General features: G+C 53.3%; 22 protein-coding genes. 14 read left to right on the forward strand and 8 right to left on the reverse strand.

What is annotated here, in order from left to right:
- Window positions 1–55 precede the first annotated feature (55 nt).
- Complete coding sequence (gene tsgA / locus HV352_RS01645; RefSeq protein ID WP_016154778.1) at window positions 56–1237, reverse strand: MFS transporter TsgA; 1182 nt, start codon at window positions 1235–1237, stop codon at window positions 56–58.
- 264 nt (window positions 1238–1501) lie between these two features.
- Between tsgA and ppiA the strand changes: the two genes are divergently transcribed.
- From ppiA to HV352_RS01670, 5 genes are all read left to right on the forward strand, one after another.
- The gene (gene ppiA, locus HV352_RS01650) at window positions 1502–2074 is read left to right on the forward strand and encodes a peptidylprolyl isomerase A (protein WP_019078158.1); all 573 of its coding nucleotides are present in this window, start codon (window positions 1502–1504) and stop codon (window positions 2072–2074) included.
- A 106-nt stretch (window positions 2075–2180) separates the two neighbouring features.
- Entirely contained in the window at window positions 2181–2348 is a 168-nt protein-coding gene (locus tag HV352_RS01655; RefSeq protein WP_016157626.1) for a YhfG family protein, read from the forward strand.
- Window positions 2338–2940, forward strand: a complete 603-nt coding sequence (locus tag HV352_RS01660) for a putative adenosine monophosphate-protein transferase Fic (RefSeq protein WP_104652066.1) — start codon at window positions 2338–2340, stop codon at window positions 2938–2940. The genes HV352_RS01655 and HV352_RS01660 overlap by 11 nt, the downstream gene beginning before the upstream one ends.
- A gap of 31 nt (window positions 2941–2971) precedes the next feature.
- On the forward strand, window positions 2972–3535 hold the full coding sequence (pabA, locus tag HV352_RS01665; protein WP_016154776.1) for an aminodeoxychorismate synthase component 2: 564 nt from the start codon (window positions 2972–2974) through the stop codon (window positions 3533–3535).
- A gap of 85 nt (window positions 3536–3620) precedes the next feature.
- A complete protein-coding gene (locus HV352_RS01670) occupies window positions 3621–4838 on the forward strand; it encodes an aspartate aminotransferase family protein (protein ID WP_019078160.1) in 1218 nt (405 codons plus the stop codon).
- A gap of 42 nt (window positions 4839–4880) precedes the next feature.
- Here the strand turns inward: HV352_RS01670 and HV352_RS01675 are convergent, their stop codons facing one another.
- Both HV352_RS01675 and crp read right to left on the reverse strand, forming a co-directional pair.
- Window positions 4881–6968 carry a YccS/YhfK family putative transporter gene (locus HV352_RS01675; RefSeq protein WP_016154774.1) on the reverse strand — a complete coding sequence of 696 codons (2088 nt, stop codon included), beginning with the start codon at window positions 6966–6968 and terminating at the stop codon, window positions 4881–4883.
- A gap of 51 nt (window positions 6969–7019) precedes the next feature.
- Window positions 7020–7652 (reverse strand): cAMP-activated global transcriptional regulator CRP, encoded by a 633-nt coding sequence (crp, locus tag HV352_RS01680; protein ID WP_000242758.1) that lies wholly within the window; start codon window positions 7650–7652, stop codon window positions 7020–7022.
- Window positions 7653–7960: 308 nt separating this feature from the next.
- Here crp and HV352_RS01685 point away from each other — a divergent pair, with 308 nt between their 5' ends.
- Window positions 7961–8368, forward strand: coding sequence for an OsmC family protein (locus tag HV352_RS01685; protein WP_016154773.1), 408 nt, complete (start codon window positions 7961–7963; stop codon window positions 8366–8368).
- Window positions 8369–8461: 93 nt separating this feature from the next.
- On the opposite strand, the gene HV352_RS01690 is transcribed toward HV352_RS01685, so the two are convergent.
- From HV352_RS01690 to HV352_RS01705, 4 genes are all read right to left on the reverse strand, one after another.
- A complete protein-coding gene (locus HV352_RS01690; protein ID WP_003827751.1) occupies window positions 8462–9331 on the reverse strand; it encodes a phosphoribulokinase in 870 nt (289 codons plus the stop codon).
- Window positions 9332–9384: 53 nt separating this feature from the next.
- The gene (locus HV352_RS01695; protein ID WP_003023615.1) at window positions 9385–9603 is read right to left on the reverse strand and encodes a YheU family protein; all 219 of its coding nucleotides are present in this window, start codon (window positions 9601–9603) and stop codon (window positions 9385–9387) included.
- Window positions 9600–10622, reverse strand: a complete 1023-nt coding sequence (locus HV352_RS01700; RefSeq protein ID WP_016154772.1) for a hydrolase — start codon at window positions 10620–10622, stop codon at window positions 9600–9602. The genes HV352_RS01695 and HV352_RS01700 overlap by 4 nt, the downstream gene beginning before the upstream one ends.
- Before the next feature lie 150 nt (window positions 10623–10772).
- Complete coding sequence (locus HV352_RS01705; protein WP_049271910.1) at window positions 10773–12674, reverse strand: ABC transporter ATP-binding protein; 1902 nt, start codon at window positions 12672–12674, stop codon at window positions 10773–10775.
- A 132-nt stretch (window positions 12675–12806) separates the two neighbouring features.
- Between HV352_RS01705 and kefG the strand changes: the two genes are divergently transcribed.
- The 4 genes from kefG (at window position 12807) to slyD (ending at window position 16072) form a co-directional block, all read left to right on the forward strand.
- A complete protein-coding gene (gene kefG / locus HV352_RS01710; protein WP_137379857.1) occupies window positions 12807–13358 on the forward strand; it encodes a glutathione-regulated potassium-efflux system ancillary protein KefG in 552 nt (183 codons plus the stop codon).
- Window positions 13358–15163: a glutathione-regulated potassium-efflux system protein KefB gene (kefB, locus tag HV352_RS01715; protein WP_101700382.1), complete on the forward strand. Its 1806-nt coding sequence runs from the start codon at window positions 13358–13360 to the stop codon at window positions 15161–15163. The genes kefG and kefB overlap by 1 nt, the downstream gene beginning before the upstream one ends.
- Before the next feature lie 8 nt (window positions 15164–15171).
- Entirely contained in the window at window positions 15172–15372 is a 201-nt protein-coding gene (locus tag HV352_RS01720) for a YheV family putative zinc ribbon protein (protein WP_016154768.1), read from the forward strand.
- Window positions 15373–15466: 94 nt separating this feature from the next.
- Complete coding sequence (slyD, locus tag HV352_RS01725) at window positions 15467–16072, forward strand: peptidylprolyl isomerase (protein WP_003023634.1); 606 nt, start codon at window positions 15467–15469, stop codon at window positions 16070–16072.
- Between the two features lie 49 nt (window positions 16073–16121).
- Here slyD and HV352_RS01730 read toward each other — a convergent pair whose 3' ends face one another.
- Entirely contained in the window at window positions 16122–16340 is a 219-nt protein-coding gene (locus HV352_RS01730; protein WP_003023639.1) for a protein SlyX, read from the reverse strand.
- A 232-nt stretch (window positions 16341–16572) separates the two neighbouring features.
- On the opposite strand from HV352_RS01730, the gene fkpA reads away from it, so the two are divergent.
- From fkpA to tusC, 4 genes are all read left to right on the forward strand, one after another.
- Window positions 16573–17391, forward strand: a complete 819-nt coding sequence (fkpA, locus tag HV352_RS01735; protein WP_016154767.1) for an FKBP-type peptidyl-prolyl cis-trans isomerase — start codon at window positions 16573–16575, stop codon at window positions 17389–17391.
- A 167-nt stretch (window positions 17392–17558) separates the two neighbouring features.
- Window positions 17559–18281 (forward strand): transcriptional regulator, encoded by a 723-nt coding sequence (locus tag HV352_RS01740; RefSeq protein ID WP_003023643.1) that lies wholly within the window; start codon window positions 17559–17561, stop codon window positions 18279–18281.
- Complete coding sequence (tusD, locus tag HV352_RS01745) at window positions 18281–18667, forward strand: sulfurtransferase complex subunit TusD (RefSeq protein ID WP_016154766.1); 387 nt, start codon at window positions 18281–18283, stop codon at window positions 18665–18667. The genes HV352_RS01740 and tusD overlap by 1 nt, the downstream gene beginning before the upstream one ends.
- Window positions 18667–19026 (forward strand): sulfurtransferase complex subunit TusC, encoded by a 360-nt coding sequence (gene tusC / locus HV352_RS01750; protein WP_047415984.1) that lies wholly within the window; start codon window positions 18667–18669, stop codon window positions 19024–19026. The genes tusD and tusC overlap by 1 nt, the downstream gene beginning before the upstream one ends.
- Window positions 19027–19030: the final 4 nt, after the last annotated feature.

Genomic DNA, 19030 nt, shown 5'->3' on the forward strand with positions numbered 1-19030 from the left:
AGGGCGCGGGAATAGGCCGGAGAAGATACGTTAGCATCGCCATCCGGCACTCAGATTAATGCGTTGCGGGTGCGTTATGCTGGCGATGACGCGTGACGAACCCAAGAATAAAGCACATCACGAATACGACCGCATACAAGCCGTTAGCCGTCTGCAATGCCGCCAGCGGACCGCTGTGCGCCACGATAGGGCCAGTGACCACGAAGGTGAGCATAGTACCGATGGTGCCACAGGTCAGAACGAAGTTAACCAGTTTAGGTGATGCGACCTTCGTCTGCTGGGAGCCGAGGGTAATGATGGTGGTATAAATCGCGCTGGAGAAGAAGCCCAACGTCAGAATGAACCACGGCATATGCTCCGGCGTACCGGTGATAAACAGATACATCAGGACGGTAGCCACACCCGCCAGTACGGTCAGGATGCGCTGCAAATCGAAGAAACGCAGGATAAAGCTAAATGCCCACATGCCAACCATGTAAGACATCCAGAAGTCACTGACCAGTTTACCTGCGTCGTTCAGGCTCATGCCCAGACTTTTGGCGTATTCCGGCACCCAGGAGATAAAGCCCAACTGACCGAGGATGTAGCACAGCGCGGCGATCGCCAGGAACAGCACGCCAATGCCCCATTTTTCTTTTACCACAGGCGCGTCCGGTTGCTGCGCGTGTTTACCCAGCGCCGGGAATTCGCAACCGAAGGTCAGCAGGAAAATGGCGACGTATACCAGGCCGATGCAGGCATAAACCCAATACCATTCGATGCTGCGCGCTAACAGGAATGCTGCCACCATCGGAAAAATCATGCCGGCCATGCTGAAGAAGGAGTCAGTAAACAGCAGGCGGGAACCGCGCTGGCGACCTTCGTACATCTGAGTCACCAGGAACGTACCAATCGACATGGTGATACCGCTCACCAGACCCAGTACAAACATGGCGGCTGAGAACAAGGCCAGGCTATGGCTGAGCATCAGTCCGGCGACCGCCAGAACCATCAGGATAAAGCCAAAGCGCAACTGGGTTTTCAGTGGCACAATTTCCATCAGCCATGCATTCAGAAAAATAGAGATCAGAATGCCGGCATTCAGAAAGGTGAAGGTGTTACTCATACTGGAAACGGGCAAATGGAAGTAATCTGCGATGTTTCCCATCACCATCCCGGTGACAATTACCAACGCGCCTGTCAGGGCGTAGGAGAGAAAGCTAATCCATGTGAGCTTGATGCGATTGCTGTTAGTCATGACTGGCCTGTATAGAAGTGTTAGGCGCATTGACTGCGCCGTGAGCGGGCAGATTTTAGGCGCTTTAGTGATGCATTTAAATGTTTATTGGTAATTACTTGCTACGTTACATTTTTTTATGTGATCTAGATCGCATTGAATCTTGAGGCTATAAGGTTACATTTGTTTCAAGTACGTAAAATTAAGTAAAGGGATGGCCTTGTTCTTGAAGGCTCTTTAGAATCAATTCACTTGCTTCATTTCTGCTCTTGTTAAGGAATTCTCATGCTCAAATCGACTCTGGCGGCTGTTGCAGCTGTTCTCGCTCTTTCTGCTCTTTCTCCCGCAGCACTGGCAGCAAAAGGTGACCCGCATGTCCTGCTGACAACCTCTGCCGGTAACATTGAGCTGGAGCTGAACAGTCAGAAAGCCCCAGTTTCAGTGAAAAACTTTGTCGATTATGTCAACAGCGGTTTCTATAACAACACCACGTTCCACCGCGTGATCCCTGGCTTCATGGTGCAGGGCGGCGGTTTTACCGAGCAGATGCAGCAGAAGAAACCTAACCCGCCAATCAAGAATGAAGCTGATAACGGACTGCGTAATACCCGCGGCACGATTGCCATGGCGCGTACAGCAGATAAAGACAGCGCGACCAGCCAGTTCTTTATCAATATTGCAGACAATGCGTTCCTCGATCACGGCCAGCGCGACTTTGGGTACGCGGTCTTCGGTAAAGTTGTGAAAGGTATGGATGTCGCGGATAAGATCTCTCAGGTGCAGACCCATGATGTTGGTCCTTACCAGAATGTCCCGTCAAAACCGATTGTTATCCTGTCTGCCAAAGTCCTGCCGTAAACGTCTTTTACGCGGGCAGTTCCTGTCCGCGTTCTTTCCCTTCTCTGCGTAACCTGAAATTGCCGCTTATACTTGTGGCAAGTGTCGGCTCATTCAGGGAGGTCACGTGAAAAAACTCACCGATAAACAAAAGTCCAGACTCTGGGAACAACGGCGAAATGCCAATTTCCAGGCCAGTCGGCGGCTGGAAGGCGTGGATATTCCACGGGTGACTTTGAGCACGGAAGACGCCCTGGCGCGTCTTGAAGAGTTGAGGGGGCACTATGAGCGATAAATTCGGTGATGGACGCGATCCCTATTTGTATCCGGGCCTGAATGTCATGCGTAACCGTCTGGGGATTCATCAGGCACAGCGCCTGGCGCAGGCGGCGTATGAACTGACGGCGCTGCGTGCGGCCACTATCGAATTAGGCCCGCTTAAACGGGGCTTGCCGCATCTGTGCGCCATTCATCGCCAACTGTATCGGGATATTTTTGACTGGGCGGGACATCTGCGAGAAGTGGATATTTACCAGGGCGATACCCGCTTTTGTCATTTCGCTTATATCGAGAAAGAGGGCAATGCGCTGATGCAGGACCTGGAAGACGAGTCCTGGTTGGTGGGGTTACCGGAAGATAAGTTTGTGGATCGTCTTGCGCACTATTATTGCGAAATCAACGTGCTGCATCCGTTTCGTATTGGCAGCGGTCTGGCACAGCGAATTTTTTTCGAACAGTTAGCGATTCATGCCGGGTATATATTGAGCTGGGATGACATTCCGGTTGAGGAGTGGAACCTGGCTAATCAGAGTGGGGCGATGGGTGACCTGTCTGCGCTTAGGGCGATATTTCGTAAAGTGGTAAGCGAAGCCCCGGAAACTGAGTAGAATAGCGCGGTTCTTATGTACCGGAGCCGCCATGATCCTGCTTATCGATAACTATGATTCTTTTACCTGGAACCTGTACCAATACTTCTGCGAACTGGGCGCTGATGTCCTTGTCAGGCGCAACGACGAACTGACGCTGGCGCAAATCGACGCGCTAAGCCCGCAAAAAATCGTAATATCCCCAGGCCCCTGCACGCCGGATGACGCTGGGATCTCATTGGATGTTATTCGTCATTTCGCGGGCAAGACGCCCCTGCTGGGTGTTTGTCTGGGACATCAGGCTATGGCGCAGGCCTTTGGCGCGACAGTGGTTCGGGCAGCTAAAGTGATGCACGGTAAAACCTCGCCAATTACGCATAACGGGCAGGGTGTTTTTCAGGGGCTCGCCAACCCATTAACGGTGACGCGCTACCATTCTCTGGTGGTTGCCCCCGCGACGCTTCCTGACTGCTTTGAGGTGACAGCCTGGAGTGAAACGCAGGAGATTATGGGCATTCGTCACCGCGAGTGGGATATGGAAGGGGTGCAGTTTCACCCGGAGAGTATTCTCAGCGAACAGGGGCATCAACTGCTGGCTAATTTCCTCAACCGGTGATTTGTGGTTGCTATTCAGTGATTTTTTATTCATATTTTGTGATTATAATTTCACTAACATTTCTGCTTAACAGGGTGGCAATGACATGGCAACTGAACAAACTGCAATTACGCGCGCGACATTCGATGAAGTGATTCTGCCGATTTATGCACCGGCTGAGTTTATCCCGGTAAAAGGGAAAGGGAGTCGAGTCTGGGATCAACAGGGCAAAGAGTATGTTGATTTCGCGGGCGGCATTGCAGTTACTGCACTAGGGCATTGCCATCCGGCCCTGGTGGAGGCGTTAAAAACCCAGGGTGAAACCCTGTGGCATACCAGCAACGTTTTCACCAACGAACCGGCGTTGCGCCTGGGTCGTAAAATCATTGATGCGACCTTCGCCGAGCGCGTGCTGTTCATGAACTCGGGTACCGAAGCTAACGAAACCGCCTTTAAGCTGGCGCGCCACTATGCCTGCGTGCGCCATAGCCCGTTCAAAACCAAAATCATTGCCTTCCATAATGCGTTTCACGGCCGTTCGCTGTTTACAGTGTCCGTCGGCGGGCAACCGAAATACTCTGACGGCTTTGGACCAAAACCAGCGGATATCATCCATGTACCGTTTAACGATCTGCATGCGGTCAAAGCGGTGATGGACGATCACACCTGTGCGGTGGTGGTTGAGCCTATTCAGGGGGAAGGTGGCGTCACTGCGGCAACGCCGGAATTCCTGCAAGGTTTGCGTGAACTTTGCGACCAACACCAGGCGCTATTGGTATTGGATGAAGTGCAGAGCGGGATGGGCCGTACCGGCGATCTGTTTGCCTATATGCACTACGGCGTGACGCCGGATATCCTCACCAGCGCGAAGGCTCTCGGCGGCGGCTTCCCGGTGAGCGCGGTGCTGACCACCCAAGAGATTGCCTCCGCATTTCACGTGGGTTCGCACGGTTCCACTTATGGTGGCAATCCGCTGGCCTGCGCAGTTGCGGGGGCCGCGTTTGATATCATCAACACGCCGGAAGTGTTGGAAGGTATTCAGGCTAAACGTCAGACGTTTGTCCAACATTTGCATAAAATTGATCAACAGTTCGACATTTTCAGCGATATTCGCGGGATGGGGCTGCTGATTGGCGCCGAGCTGAAGCCGCAGTTTAAAGGCCGGGCGCGCGATTTCCTGTATGCCGCCGCGCACGAAGGGGTGATGGTACTCAACGCCGGACCGGACGTGATGCGTTTCGCGCCGTCGCTGGTAGTTGAGCAGGCGGATATCGATGAAGGGATGCAGCGTTTCGCACAAGCGGTAGCGAAAGTCGTTGCCTGATTACCTGTTGACGGATAAGCACAGCGCATCCGGCAGTCGATCTTAACCTTTCATGTCCCGCAGACGGCGGCTCAGCCAGATTCCGTGGTGCGGTCGCTGACGCCATGCTACCGACGAAATGGTGTGCATGGTGTTCAGATGCCCCAGTATCCGTTGCAGATGCTGCTCAAGGGTGCTTAACGGACCGTGGGACAGCATCTCTGGCGCTTCGAGAATATTCACATCGCCTGAGCTTCCCGGTCCGTCATATTCCAGCCGCTGCTGACAGCGCTGGAGCGCAATTTCACAGGATTCCAGATACCGCTGCGCTAAATCCGGCGTCAGCATTGTGTGTTCCCTTGCCAGTGTGGTCATCGCGTTGATGTGCTCGACGATGAACTGGCTGTGCGTGACCCACAGTTTCATGTCCGCCAGGTAGTGCGAGTTGAATCCTGGCTCCTGCATCGCCTGGTTCAGTGAGTTGAACAACGTGTTATGTGCCTGATTGACCCGCATGCGTTGATACGCCAGCGGCGTGGCCTGCGGATCGTTGCTGAGGATCAGTCGAATGGCCTCCTGATCGGCTTCTAACGCATCATGGGCGTTCTTACGCAGCAGGCCGCTCTGCCACTGCGGCCACAGCCAGAGTGTACCGCCAAAGGCGATTAAGCAGCCAATAACCGTATCGACAAACCGCGGCACGATAAACTGTTCTCCGTTCAGCGTCAGCAGTTGCAGGGTGTATACCGCCGTGACCGTAAAGCCGACGGTAGCCCAGCCGTAGTTTTTGCGCATGATCAGATAGCTACCCAGGGTAATCAGCAGCATGCCTGCCAGCGTGTAACCTTCCTGAATATGAAAGTGCAGGGTGACTCCGGCAATGACCAGTCCAACGAGCGTTCCTGCTGAACGGTGTAAAATACGTACCCGGGTTGCTCCGTAGCCATTTTGCGTGACGAACAGGATCGTCATCAAAATCCAGTAAGGCTTTGGCAGGTGTAAAGCGCTGCCCATCAGGCTGGCGATACTTAGCATGACACTGATGCGTCCGGCATTACGCAGCGCCGGCGATTTCAACGACAGATAGTTTTTCAGGGCCGGGATCAGCGGCAACCGACGCTGCTTGTCCGCCATTAAATCTCGGGCGTACAGCGGTCGCTGGGTGCGTAGCACGCGGGCAATACGGCTGAAGTGCCAGTAGCAAAATTGTCCCACCGGATTGTCCGGATGCTGGTTGGCGATTTTCTCCAGCGTGCCAATCTGCTTGTCCATCGAGAAACGGGTCGGCAAGCGGTGATACAAAATATCATCGGCCAGTACCCGGAGGCGTTCGGCGACGGTGCGCGCATTCCAGCGAATCACCTGTTCGGCGTGGCTGCGTTCGACCAGCTTTTGCACCTCTTCCGGCTGGTGAAGGCTGACGGAAATATGCTCCTGCAAGTCCAGCGCCTCCTGAAAGGCACGCAGCAGGCGCTTGTAATCGTTGTTGCGATGCGCCGACAGCATATGCATTTGCTGGTAGCACTGGGTTATCAGATCCACCGCTTTCTGCTGGCGAACCAGCAGGGGAGGCAGCGCTTTTTCCGGATCGGCATGCTGGGTCAGCAGGCTGTACTTGGCCTCACAGTAATCGGCTAATTCACGGTACAACAAGCTGAGCGATTCACGGAGCGGCTGCTCGCGCCACATCCAGAACCAGAACCAGTTGAACAGGCCGTACCATAACGTGCCCAGCGCATAGATCAGCAACGGTTCCCAGACGGGCATGTTCCCGACCAGGCTTAGCGTGAAAATCGCGGCGATAAGTGAGGCCGGTAACAGTCGGGCATGCAGAGGGCTTAGCTCGGCGGTTACGCCAAGAATCAGCGTCAGTCCGGTGAGGATAAGCGGCAGCGGTATGGCCTGTGCCAGCAGCAACTGCATGATCAGACTGCAACCGGCAAACAAAGACGCGCCAATAGCTAAACGTTTGAAAAAGCGCTTATGCGGGGTATCAAGACCGGCAATGTTGCAGCAGGCAGGGACCAGGGAGAAGAGGAGTCCCAGATGAAGCTGACCGATGATCAGACCAACAGCCACAGGTAAACATAGCACCAGCGTCTGCCGTAGTGCGTAGTTGATCTCTGGGTGGTATATCAGTCTTCGCCACATCGGTGTAAACAAAAGTGGCGCATCACTGAGTAACGCGCCACTTCGATGGGGTTAACGGGTGCCGTAGACGACGATGGTCTTACCGTGTGCGGAGATCAGGTTTTGATCTTCCAGCATCTTCAGAATACGACCAACGGTCTCACGGGAGCAGCCAACGATCTGGCCGATTTCCTGACGGGTGATTTTAATCTGCATGCCGTCCGGGTGGGTCATCGCATCAGGCTGTTTCGCCAGATTCAGCAGAGTCTGCGCGATACGACCCGTTACGTCGAGGAAGGCTAGGTTGCCGACTTTTTCAGACGTGACCTGCAGGCGACGAGCCATCTGTGAAGACAGGCGCATCAGAATATCCGGGTTGACCTGGATTAATTGGCGAAATTTTTTGTAGGAAATTTCAGCGACTTCACATGCGGTTTTGGCACGTACCCAGGCGCTACGTTCCTGACCTTCTTCGAAGAGGCCTAATTCACCAATAAAATCGCCCTGATTCAGATAAGAAAGGATCATTTCTTTCCCTTCTTCATCTTTGATCAGCACTGCCACTGAGCCTTTAACGATGTAATACAACGTTTCCGCTTTTTCACCCTGGTGAATCAGCGTGCTCTTCGATGGGTACTTATGAATATGGCAATGAGACAAGAACCATTCGAGAGTCGGGTCTGTTTGCGGTTTGCCAAGCACCATGCGCGGTTATCCTCTGTTATAAGCTGTCTCCAGAGCCAGAAAACGACGCTGCCTCTGGGTTTGCAAAAATATGCTTCCCGCTACCTGGGAAAGGGGCTGTCAAAAATTAACTGCAGCCTGTAATGTGATGTCCTCTGCATACATGCAGTACGTCAATGTATTACTGTAGCATCCTGACTGTTTTAGCATAGCTTTCGCCGTGTGTCTCCTGGTGTCTCGCTTCAGCATGACGCAGGTCGCCTTCCGTTGCGAGAATTGTTATGTACGCGTAATCTGTCAGGAAAATTGAAACATTGGAGTTACGAAATATGCAAGCGCGTGTAAAGTGGGTTGAGGGGTTAACCTTCCTCGGTGAGTCCGCCTCTGGTCACCAAATTTTGATGGACGGTAACTCCGGTGATAAAGCGCCGAGCCCGATGGAAATGGTATTAATGGCTGCGGGTGGTTGCAGCGCAATTGATGTGGTTTCGATCCTGCAAAAAGGTCGTCAGGATGTGACCAACTGCGAAGTGAAACTGACCTCAGAGCGTCGTGATGAAGCGCCGCGCCTGTTTACCCACATCAACCTGCATTTCATCGTAACGGGTAACGATCTGAAAGATGCGTCCGTTTCGCGCGCAGTCGATCTCTCTGCGGAAAAATATTGCTCTGTGGCGCTGATGCTGGAAAAGGCGGTGAACATTACCCACTCCTATGAAGTGGTTGCTGCTTCGTGATGTCATACCTGATGGCGTTTCACTTATCAGGCCTACAGGATATAAACGCGTAGGCCGGATAAGGCATCAGCCGCCATCCGGCAAAATAACACCTTACTCTATCTTTTTGCCTTCCATCAGTCGCTGGACCAGCGGCAGCATAATCAATTCCATCGCCAGACCCATTTTCCCGCCCGGAACAACCAACGTATTGATATGGGAAATGAATGATCCCTGCAGCATGGCCAGTAGCCACGGGAAGTCGATCCCTTCCAGGTTCCGAAAATGAATCACGACAAAGCTTTCATCCAGGGATGGAATACTTTTGGCGGCAAAGGGGTTGGAGGTATCAACGGTCGGTACGCGCTGGAAGTTAATATGCGTACGGGAAAACTGCGGCGTAATGTAATTGATGTAATCGTCCATTGAGCGCACCACCGAGTCCATCACCGCTTCGCGCGAGTGTCCTCGCTCGCTGGTATCGCGGGTCAGCTTCTGAATCCATTCCAGGTTCACGATCGGCACAACGCCAACCAGCAGATCGACATGCCGGGCCACGTTTTGCTGTGGGGTTACGACGCCGCCGTGCAGTCCTTCATAGAACAGGACATCCGTCGGTTCAGGCAGCGGCTGCCAGGGCGTAAATGTACCCGGAACCTGATTCCACGGTACGGCCTCATCGTAGGTGTGCAGATATTTTCGCGACTGACCTTTGCCCGTCTGGCCGTATTCGATGAAGGTTTGCTCCAGCAGACCGAAGTCATTAGCTTCGGGGCCGAAATAGCTGATATGCCGCCCGGCATCGCGCGCTTTGCGAATCGCCATGTCCATTTCCGGACGGGTATAACGATGAAAACTGTCACCTTCCACCTCGGCGGCGCGCAGATTTAACTGCGCGAAAATTTTACGAAACGCGAGGCTGGTGGTGGTGGTCCCCGCGCCGCTGGACCCTGTTACCGCAATCACCGGATGTTTGGCAGACATAACAACTCCATGAATAGGTTGAATTTTTATTATAGTCGGCCGTCGGCTACGGATTACTCGTGAATCTGCTTCCTCGGCATAATGTTGACCGTTTCATGCAGTTCGGACCATACCAGCACGGCTTCACCAGATTGTAGTTGGCGTTTGACGTCGGCGACTTTTTGTTCGAGCGAGCGTTCATGTTCACCATAATCGGTGCCTTCGCGCAAGACAAAGCTTTCAATCAGATTGTCCAGTGCGTCCGGGGAGATATCTTGCCAGGGGATGATCATGATGATGCCTCCAGATACGTTGTCAGCCAGTCCGGGATTCTGGATTCCAGCCACATCTCAGGACGGCGCACCGTGCCGCCAATGAATCCGACGTGGCCGCCGTGTTCCGTCAGTTGATACTCTACCTGTGAGGGCAGATTTTCCGGTTTAGGGATCACGTGATGATCCATAAACGGATCGTCTTTGGCATGGATAATCAGCGTGGGTTTGGCGATCTGGTTGAGCAATGGCATAGCGCTACACTGACGGTAATAGTCTATAGCATCGGCAAAACCATGGATTTTGGCGGTGATCAGATCGTCAAAATCGCGAATGCGACGCAGAGATTTCAACTGGCCCAGACTCACCGGCAGCGATCCTGGATACGCCTCTAGCTTACGCGAGGCATTGGCTTTCAACAGGTTTAGCAGGTAGCGCTGATAGACCCGGGAGAATCCCTTGTCCATATGGTAACTACAGGCTTCCAGCACGAAAGGCGCGGAAACGATAACCGCGGCATCAATTGGAATCTCAGTACCTTCTTTTGCCAGCAGACAGGCCAGCATGTTTCCACCGAGCGAATAGCCTACCGCCGCGGTCGGCACGCGACCGAACTCACGTGCCAGCCAGTGTAAAAACCAGGTGCCATCTTCTGTTTCACCGGAGTGATAAATACGGTTCAGACGATTGGGTTCGCCGCTGCAGCCGCGAAAATGCATCACCACGCCCAGCCAGCCGCGCTTTTGCGCTGCTTCAATCAGGCCATGTGCGTACGGGCTGTTCAGACTGCCTTCCAGACCGTGAAAAACCACCAGGCGCGGTTTATGTTTCGCCTGCTGCGGATCTTCACTCCATGCCAGATCGACAAAATCACCGTCGGGCAATTCCAGACGCTGCCAGTGGGCGTCGAACTTCACCTTGCGGCGAATTAAACGCGGCAGCATCGTCTGCAGATGGCGGTTACTGATACCGCGCATCGGGCGGAATTCTCGCGAATCGTCGGTAGGTGGAGTTATTTCTGTGGACGTGATTTCAACCATAACACCAGAGCAATTAATAATCGGAAAGAATAACTATACCGCGCACAGCGCGTGCGGGTTAGCCAATATGTGATTTTGTCGCGAGTCAGTCAGCAGGCAATCATCGGCTATAGTGCCGGATGGCGGCTTCGCCTTATCCGGCACTCATGATTACTCGGCCAGCATCTGCTCAAGCTGTTCCTGAGCCTCCAGCCAGGCCATCTCGCACTCTTCCAGTCCGGATTTCGCACTGGCCTGCTGCTGCAAGCATGCCGTGAGTTCGGCTTTGCGGCTTTGGTCGTACAGCTCGCTATCGCCGAGTTTTTCTTCCGCCTGTGCCAGCTGTGCGTGCAGTTTCTCCATCTCTTTTTCCAGACGGGTAATCTCTTTACGTAGCGGTTGCGTCAGGGTGCGTAGTTCAGCTTCGCGACGCTTCTGGTCTTTACGTGCCTGGGCGCTGTTAACGCTCTCTTTTGCCGGTTCGTCGCTCTGGTTTTCCTGTTTTTGCACATCGCTCAGCCACTGCTGATAATCCTCAAGATCGCCATCAAACGGCTCGACTTTCTTGTCGTGCACCAGATAGAGGTCATCGGTAGTGGAGCGAATCAGGTGACGGTCGTGCGAGACCACAACCAGTGCGCCTTCGAAATCGATCAGCGCTTCGGTCAGCGCCTGACGCATATCCAAATCCAGGTGGTTGGTCGGTTCATCAAGCAGCAGCAGGTTCGGGCGCTGCCAGACGATCAATGCCAGCACCAGACGCGCTTTTTCACCTCCGGAGAAGCGGCGAGTCTCTTCGCTGACTTTATCGCCCTGGAAGCCGAATCCGCCGAGGTAGTCTCGCAGTTTCTGCTCCAGCTCCTGCGGCGCCATGCGCGCCAGGTGCTGAATCGGTGATTCATCGGCGCGCAAAAACTCCAGCTGGTGCTGTGCGAAGTAACCCAGCTTGATGCCTTTTGCCAGGCCAATCTCGCCGTTGATGGGGGCCAGTTCGCCGGCCAGCAACTTAATCAGCGTAGATTTACCCGCGCCGTTGCGTCCGAGCAGGCCGATGCGAGACCCCGGTACCAGATTCAGTTTGATCGAATCGAGAATGACGCGGTCGCCGTAGCCGGCGCTGACCTTTTCCATCTTTAACAGCGGGTTCGGCAGGCTTTCCGGCTCGCGGAAGCTGAAGTGGAACGGGTTGTCCACGTGCGCAGGGGCAATCAGCTCCATGCGTTCCAGCATTTTGATACGGCTCTGCGCCTGCTTTGCTTTGGTGGCTTTAGCGCGGAAACGATCGATATAGCTTTGCAGATGCGCCACGCGCTCCTGCTGGCTTTCGTACATTGCCTGTTGCTGTGCGAGGCGGGTCGCTCGCTGGATTTCAAACGCACTGTAGTTACCGGTGTACTCGAACATCGTTTGCTGTTCGATATGAATAATTTTATCCACCACCGGATCGAGGAAGTCGCGGTCGTGGGAGATCAAAATCAGCGTGCCCTGATAGCTTTTCAGCCATCTTTCCAGCCAGATCACCGCGTCGAGATCGAGGTGGTTGGTCGGTTCATCGAGCAGCAGCAGGTCTGAACGGCAAATCAGCGCCTGAGCCAGGTTGAGACGCATACGCCAGCCACCGGAGAAATCGCTGACGGGACGTTCAAGCTGTTCGTTGGAGAAGCCGAGGCCATGCAGCAGGCTGGCGGCGCGTGAGCGCACAGTCCAGGCGTCGATGGCATCCAGCTTGCCATGGACGGTGGCAATGGCGTGTCCATCGTTACGTTCGTTGGCATCGTTCAACTGTGCTTCCAGTTGACGATACTCGCGGTCGCCGTCAATCACATACTCCAGCGCCGGCTGTGGCAACGCAGGCGTTTCCTGATTAACCCACGCGAGCTGCCAGTTTCCCGGATAGGTAAATCCTCCAGCGTCGGCGCTGAGTTCATTTTTCAGCAATGCCAGCAGGGTAGATTTACCGCAGCCATTTTTACCTACCAGGCCAACTTTCTGCCCTGGATTAATGGTGGCCGTGGCATTTTCCAGCAAGACGCGCACGCCGCGACGAATTTGTAACGATGAGAAAACAATCATAAGGCGCCGTATGTTCAGACTATGTTAATTTATCATTATGATAATGTAATGTGTGGGCCATTTGCCGCACCGAGGCGCAATGGTAGCCCAAAACGTCGAAAATAGACAAAAGACAAAACCGGGAGGGGGATGATGTTCCAGCCAGCGAAAGTCTTGCTGCTGTATGCCCATCCGGAATCTCAGGACTCGGTCGCGAACCGGGTACTGCTTAAACCGGCCATGCAGCTCAGCAATGTTACCGTGCACGACCTGTACGCGCACTATCCTGACTTTTTTATCGACATTCCGCATGAGCAGGCGCTGCTGCGCGAGCATGATGTGATTGTTTTTCAGCACCCGCTCTACACCTATAGCTGCCCGGCGTTGTTAAAGGAGTGGCTTGACCGCGTACTGAGCCGAGGATTTGCCAGCGGCCCCGGGGGGAATCAACTGGCGGGAAAGTACTGGCGGAGCGTTATCACTACCGGCGAGCCGGAAAGCGCCTACCGCTATGACGCGCTAAACCGTTATCCAATGAGCGATGTACTGCGCCCTTTTGAGCTAACGGCCGGTATGTGCCGCATGCACTGGATGAGCCCTATCATTGTCTACTGGGCCAGACGGCAAACGAAGCAGGAGCTGGACAGCCATGCGAAAGCGTATGGTGACTGGCTGGCGAATCCGATCCCTGTGGGAGGCCACTGATGGAAGGTTCTGATTTATTGACTGCCGGCGTGTTGTTCCTCTTCGCGGCGGTGGCTGCAGTTCCTCTGGCCTCAAAACTGGGTATCGGTCCGGTGCTGGGTTACTTGCTGGCGGGGATTGCTATCGGCCCATGGGGATTAGGGTTCATCAGCGATGTGGATGAAATCTTACACTTTTCCGAACTGGGCGTAGTTTTTCTGATGTTCATCATTGGGCTGGAACTTAATCCAGCCAAACTGTGGCAATTGCGGCGTTCAATTTTTGGCGTCGGTGCCGCGCAGGTGATGCTAAGCGCGGTCGTGCTGGCAGGGCTACTGATGCTTACAGCGTTCTCCTGGCAGGCGGCAGTGGTTGGCGGCATTGGTCTGGCGATGTCATCGACCGCTATGGCGCTACAGTTGATGCGCGAAAAAGGCATGAATCGCAGTGAATCCGGACAACTGGGCTTTTCGGTGCTGCTATTTCAGGATCTGGCGGTGATCCCCGCATTGGCGCTGGTTCCGCTGCTGGCGGGGTCTGCTGACGAACATTTTGACTGGATCAAAGTGGGGATGAAGGTGCTGGCCTTTGCCGGCATGCTGATTGGCGGGCGCTATTTGCTGCGTCCGGTTTTCCGCTTTATTGCGGATTCTGGCGTGCGGGAAGTGTTCACCGCCGCCACGCTGCTGTTAGTGCTGGGTTCTGCTTTATTTATGGATGCGCTGGGTCTGTCGATGGCGCTGGGGACCTTTATCGCGGGCGTTCTGCTGGCGGAAAGTGAATACCGACATGAGCTGGAAACGGCAATCGATCCGTTTAAAGGCCTGTTGCTTGGCCTGTTTTTTATCTCCGTAGGTATGTCGCTTAACCTTGGCGTGCTCTATACCCATATTTTGTGGGTGGCGGCGAGCGTGATAGTGCTGGTGGTAGTAAAAATGCTGGTGCTGTATGTACTGGCGCATCTTAACGGCATGAGAAGCTCAGAACGGATGCAGTTTGCCGGGGTTTTAAGCCAGGGCGGTGAATTCGCTTTCGTGCTGTTTTCAACGGCCTCTTCTCAACGGCTGTTTCAGGGTGACCAAATGGCGCTGTTGTTGGTGACCGTCACGCTATCGATGATGACCACGCCGCTGGTGATGAAGTTGATTGATAAATGGCTCTCTCGCCAGTTTAACGGTACGGATGAAGAAGATGAAAAACCTTGGGTGGAAGATGATAAACCGCAGGTGATTGTGGTGGGTTTTGGGCGCTTTGGTCAGGTTATTGGTCGTCTGTTGATGGCCAATAAAATGCGTATTACCGTCCTGGAAAGAGATATCAGCGCAGTGAATCTAATGCGCAAATATGGCTATAAGGTCTATTACGGTGATGCCACGCAGGTGGATCTGTTGCGTTCAGCGGGTGCAGAAGCCGCACAGTCTATTGTTATTACCTGTAATGAACCTGAAGACACTATGAAGCTGGTGGAGCTGTGCCAACAGTATTTTCCGCATTTGCATATTCTTGCGCGTGCGCGCGGACGTGTAGAGGCGCATGAGTTATTACAGGCTGGTGTGACGCAGTTTTCCCGCGAAACGTTTTCCAGTGCGCTGGAGTTAGGGCGAAAAACGCTGGTTACGTTAGGCATGCATCCGCACCAGGCTCAGCGCGCTCAGCTGCATTTTCGGCGGCTGGATATGCGCATGTTGCGGGAACTGATCCCCATGCACACGGATACGGTACAAATCTCCCGAGCCAGGGAAGCCCGGCGCGAGCTTGAGGAGATTTTCCAACGAGAGATGCAGCAAGAGCGACGTCAACTGGATGGCTGGGATGAATTTGAGTAGAGGTAACCATGGCAATTCGTAAACGTTTTATCGCAGGCGCAAAATGTCCGTCCTGCCAGGCGCAGGATACGCTGGCGATGTGGCGCGAAAATAATATCGATATTGTTGAGTGTGTTAAGTGCGGTCATCAGATGCGGGAAGCCGATAAAGAGGCGCGCGAGCACGTTCGCAAAGAAGAGCAAGTGATCGGGATTTTTCATCCGGACTAGCGATATGGCGCAGCTTTTTTTAAGCTAGAGGGTACACGGGTGCAGAATTCCGCTACAATCTGCGCCACTATTCTTTCCATGCTCAGGAGATATCATGAAAGTAGCAAAGGACCTGGTGGTCAGCCTGGCCTATCAGGTACGTACAGAAGACGGTGTGTTGGTTGATGAGTCTCCGGTGAGTGCACCGCTGGACTACCTGCATGGTCACGGTTCCCTGATTTCTGGCCTGGAAACAGCGCTGGACGGTCATGAAGTTGGCGACAAATTCGATGTTGCTGTTGGCGCAAACGACGCATACGGTCAGTACGACGAAAACCTGGTGCAGCGCGTTCCTAAAGACGTCTTCATGGGCGTTGACGAACTGCAGGTTGGCATGCGTTTCCTGGCTGAAACTGACCAGGGTCCAGTACCGGTAGAAATTACCGAAGTGGAAGACGACCACGTTGTGGTTGACGGTAACCACATGCTGGCTGGCCAGAATCTGAAATTCAACGTAGAAGTTGTCGCTATCCGCGAAGCGACCGAAGAAGAGCTGGCTCATGGCCACGTTCACGGTGCGCACGGTCACGACCACGATCATGACCACGGTCATGACGGTTGCTGCGGTGGTCACGGTCACGACCATGGTCACGAGCACGGTGGCGAAGGCTGCTGCGGCGGTGGCGGTAAAGGTAACGGCGGCGGTTGCGGTTGCCACTAATCGGTATATGGCATAAAAAAAAGCGGGAATATCCCGCTTTTTTTATGTCTCAATAATGTGGCGGCGGGGTCTCTTCAGACTGCGACGCGATGTGGGACGGCTGCGTTGCCTTGAGCTTCTCCGTCAATAAACGCAGATGGTCGCGGAGTTTTGCCATTTCCAGTTCATGCGCGGTCACCGTCACGTTGAGCTCTTCAATGGTTATCTCCTGAAATGCCAGGCGACTTTCCAGTTCAGCCAGGCGAGTTTCCATTGTTGTATCCTGCATGATTCACCTCTTTCTTTTTTCTCCGGCAGATCGCGGACTGCGGCGAATTCTACTTAACTTTGCCTGTTTGCACAGCACTCAATCTTCGGTCACGAAACTAATTTAAACAAAAAGAGTCTGAAAAGTGGTGATAATAGGGCGTGCCCGTATGTTGATTTGTTCTGCAACGCTTTATAGTACATTTTTATGTTAGCTAACCTTGGGGTGAGATGCCCCGGCCCTGGAGATATGGATGAAATCACTGTTTAAAGTAACGCTGCTGGCGACCACAATGGCTGTTGCTCTGCATGCCCCGATCACCTTCGCTGCTGACGCTGCGAAACCAGCCGCTACTGCTGACAGCAAAGCAGCATTCAAGAATGACGACCAAAAAGCCGCTTACGCGCTGGGCGCGTCCCTGGGTCGTTATATGGAAAACTCTCTGAAAGAGCAGGAAAAACTGGGCATCAAACTGGATAAAGATCAGCTGATCGCTGGCGTTCAGGATGCGTTTGCAGACAAGAGCAAACTGTCTGACCAGGAAATCGAACAAACTCTGCAGGCGTTTGAAGCACGCGTGAAGAGCTCCGCTCAGGCGAAAATGGAAAAAGACGCGGCTGACAATGAAGCCAAAGGTAAAGTTTACCGCGAGAAATTTGCTAAAGAGAAGGGCGTTAAAACCTCTTCTACTGGCCTGGTCTATAAAGTAGAGAAAGAAGGTACCGGCGCTGCACCGAAAGATAGCGATACCGTGGTAGTCAACTACAAAGGTACGCTGATTGATGGTAAAGAGTTTGATAACTCTTATACTCGCGGTGAGCCGCTCTCTTTCCGTCTTGACGGTGTTATCCCGGGCTGGACCGAAGGCCTGAAAAACATCAAGAAAGGCGGCAAAATCCAGCTGGTTATCCCGCCGGATCTGGCTTACGGCAAAACCGGCGTACCGGGCATTCCGGCTAACTCTACGCTGGTCTTTGATGTTGAACTGTTAGACATCAAACCGGCACCGAAGGCCGATGCGCAGCCAGATGCTGCACCGGCAGCTAAAGCTGCGGACAGCAGCAAAAAGTAAGTAACCAGATACCGCCGCCCACAGGGCGGCGGTTTTTTATTATCGACAGGATATAATTAATACTGGAAAGCGCCTTGTGCGCTGTATTACTTTAGATGCCCCTATAATAGTGATGAGCCTGCCCTGACAACATAACGACAGGCTCCTGAAAAGGAGTGCTTTTTTTCATGTCCAGGTCGCTTTTAACCAACGAAACCAGTGAGCTAGATTTACTGGATCAACGTCCTTTCGATCAAACCGATTTCGATATCCTCAAATCCTACGAAGCGGTTGTGGACGGGTTGGCGATGCTCATTGGTTCCCATTGTGAAATCGTATTGCACTCTTTGCAGGATTTGAAATGCTCGGCCATCCGCATTGCTAACGGTGAACACACGGGCCGCAAAATTGGCTCGCCGATTACTGACCTTGCGTTGCGTATGCTGCATGATATGACGGGTGCGGATAGCAGCGTGTCGAAGTGTTACTTCACACGTGCGAAAAGCGGTGTCTTGATGAAGTCGGTGACGATTGCCATTCGCAACCGTGAGCATCGCGTGATTGGTCTGCTGTGCATCAACATGAACCTAGATGTTCCATTCTCGCAGATAATGAATACCTTTATTCCACCGGAAACCCCGGAAGTGGGTTCTGCCGTTAACTTCGCTTCTTCGGTGGAAGACCTGGTTACCCAAACGTTGGAATTCACGATTGAAGAAGTGAATGCCGATCGTAATGTTTCCAACAATGCCAAGAATCGCCAGATTGTCCTGAATCTGTATGAGAAAGGTATCTTCGATATTAAAGATGCCATTAACCAGGTCGCCGATCGGCTGAACATCTCCAAGCACACGGTTTACCTCTATATTCGTCAGTTCAAAAGCGGCGATTTCCAGGGGCAAGACAAGTAATGCGTTTTGCCATTATGGTGACGGGGCCAGCTTATGGCACGCAGCAGGCGAGCAGCGCGTTGCAATTTGCTCATGCGTTACTCAAAGAAGGGCATGAGCTATGCAGCGTCTTTTTCTATCGTGAAGGTGTGTATAATGCCAACTTCCTGACTTCGCCCGCCAGTGATGAATATGATCTGGTGCGGGCCTGGCAACAGCTGAACCAGCAGCATGGCGTGACGCTGAATATCTGTGTAGCTGCGGCGCTGCGTCGCGGCGTCGTTGATGAAACAGAAGCGAAGCGACTGGGACTGGCAGGGGCTAATTTACAATCAGGTTTTAACCTCAGCGGGCTGGGTTCGCTGGCTGAGGCATCCCTGACCTGCGATCGCGTGGTGCAGTTTTAATGAAACGTGTTGCTTTTGTCTTTTCTACCGTGCCGCATGGCAGTTCGTCTGGCCGCGAAGGGTTAGATGCCTTACTGGCGACATCGGCGTTAACGGAAGACCTCGGCGTATTTTTTATCGGCGATGGCGTTTTTCAAATCCTCCAGGGACAACAACCGGATGTCGTGCTGGCTCGCGACTATATCGCAACCTTCAAGCTGTTAGGGTTGTACGATATCGATCAATGTTGGCTTTGTGCCGCCTCATTACGCGAGCGGGGCCTCCAGCAGGGGGGTAATTTTGTGGTCGATGCGACAGCGTTAGAACCGGAAGATTTACGCCGTGAGCTAGGCAACTATGACGTCATTTTAAGGTTTTGAGATA

It is taken from the genome of Citrobacter sp. RHBSTW-01044, assembly GCF_013781945.1.
Taxonomy (GTDB): Bacteria; Pseudomonadota; Gammaproteobacteria; order Enterobacterales; family Enterobacteriaceae; genus Citrobacter; species Citrobacter braakii.

Coding starts and splice junctions, on each gene's coding strand:
- tsgA (WP_016154778.1), bottom strand. CDS start 1,237: ATGACTAACAGCAATCGCATCAAGCTCACATGGATTAGCTTTCTCTCC.
- ppiA (WP_019078158.1), top strand. CDS start 1,502: ATGCTCAAATCGACTCTGGCGGCTGTTGCAGCTGTTCTCGCTCTTTCT.
- HV352_RS01660 (WP_104652066.1), top strand. CDS start 2,338: ATGAGCGATAAATTCGGTGATGGACGCGATCCCTATTTGTATCCGGGC.
- pabA (WP_016154776.1), top strand. CDS start 2,972: ATGATCCTGCTTATCGATAACTATGATTCTTTTACCTGGAACCTGTAC.
- HV352_RS01670 (WP_019078160.1), top strand. CDS start 3,621: ATGGCAACTGAACAAACTGCAATTACGCGCGCGACATTCGATGAAGTG.
- HV352_RS01675 (WP_016154774.1), bottom strand. CDS start 6,968: ATGTGGCGAAGACTGATATACCACCCAGAGATCAACTACGCACTACGG.
- crp (WP_000242758.1), bottom strand. CDS start 7,652: ATGGTGCTTGGCAAACCGCAAACAGACCCGACTCTCGAATGGTTCTTG.
- HV352_RS01685 (WP_016154773.1), top strand. CDS start 7,961: ATGCAAGCGCGTGTAAAGTGGGTTGAGGGGTTAACCTTCCTCGGTGAG.
- HV352_RS01690 (WP_003827751.1), bottom strand. CDS start 9,331: ATGTCTGCCAAACATCCGGTGATTGCGGTAACAGGGTCCAGCGGCGCG.
- HV352_RS01695 (WP_003023615.1), bottom strand. CDS start 9,603: ATGATCATCCCCTGGCAAGATATCTCCCCGGACGCACTGGACAATCTG.
- HV352_RS01700 (WP_016154772.1), bottom strand. CDS start 10,622: ATGGTTGAAATCACGTCCACAGAAATAACTCCACCTACCGACGATTCG.
- HV352_RS01705 (WP_049271910.1), bottom strand. CDS start 12,674: ATGATTGTTTTCTCATCGTTACAAATTCGTCGCGGCGTGCGCGTCTTG.
- kefG (WP_137379857.1), top strand. CDS start 12,807: ATGTTCCAGCCAGCGAAAGTCTTGCTGCTGTATGCCCATCCGGAATCT.
- kefB (WP_101700382.1), top strand. CDS start 13,358: ATGGAAGGTTCTGATTTATTGACTGCCGGCGTGTTGTTCCTCTTCGCG.
- HV352_RS01720 (WP_016154768.1), top strand. CDS start 15,172: ATGGCAATTCGTAAACGTTTTATCGCAGGCGCAAAATGTCCGTCCTGC.
- slyD (WP_003023634.1), top strand. CDS start 15,467: ATGAAAGTAGCAAAGGACCTGGTGGTCAGCCTGGCCTATCAGGTACGT.
- HV352_RS01730 (WP_003023639.1), bottom strand. CDS start 16,340: ATGCAGGATACAACAATGGAAACTCGCCTGGCTGAACTGGAAAGTCGC.
- fkpA (WP_016154767.1), top strand. CDS start 16,573: ATGAAATCACTGTTTAAAGTAACGCTGCTGGCGACCACAATGGCTGTT.
- HV352_RS01740 (WP_003023643.1), top strand. CDS start 17,559: ATGTCCAGGTCGCTTTTAACCAACGAAACCAGTGAGCTAGATTTACTG.
- tusD (WP_016154766.1), top strand. CDS start 18,281: ATGCGTTTTGCCATTATGGTGACGGGGCCAGCTTATGGCACGCAGCAG.
- tusC (WP_047415984.1), top strand. CDS start 18,667: ATGAAACGTGTTGCTTTTGTCTTTTCTACCGTGCCGCATGGCAGTTCG.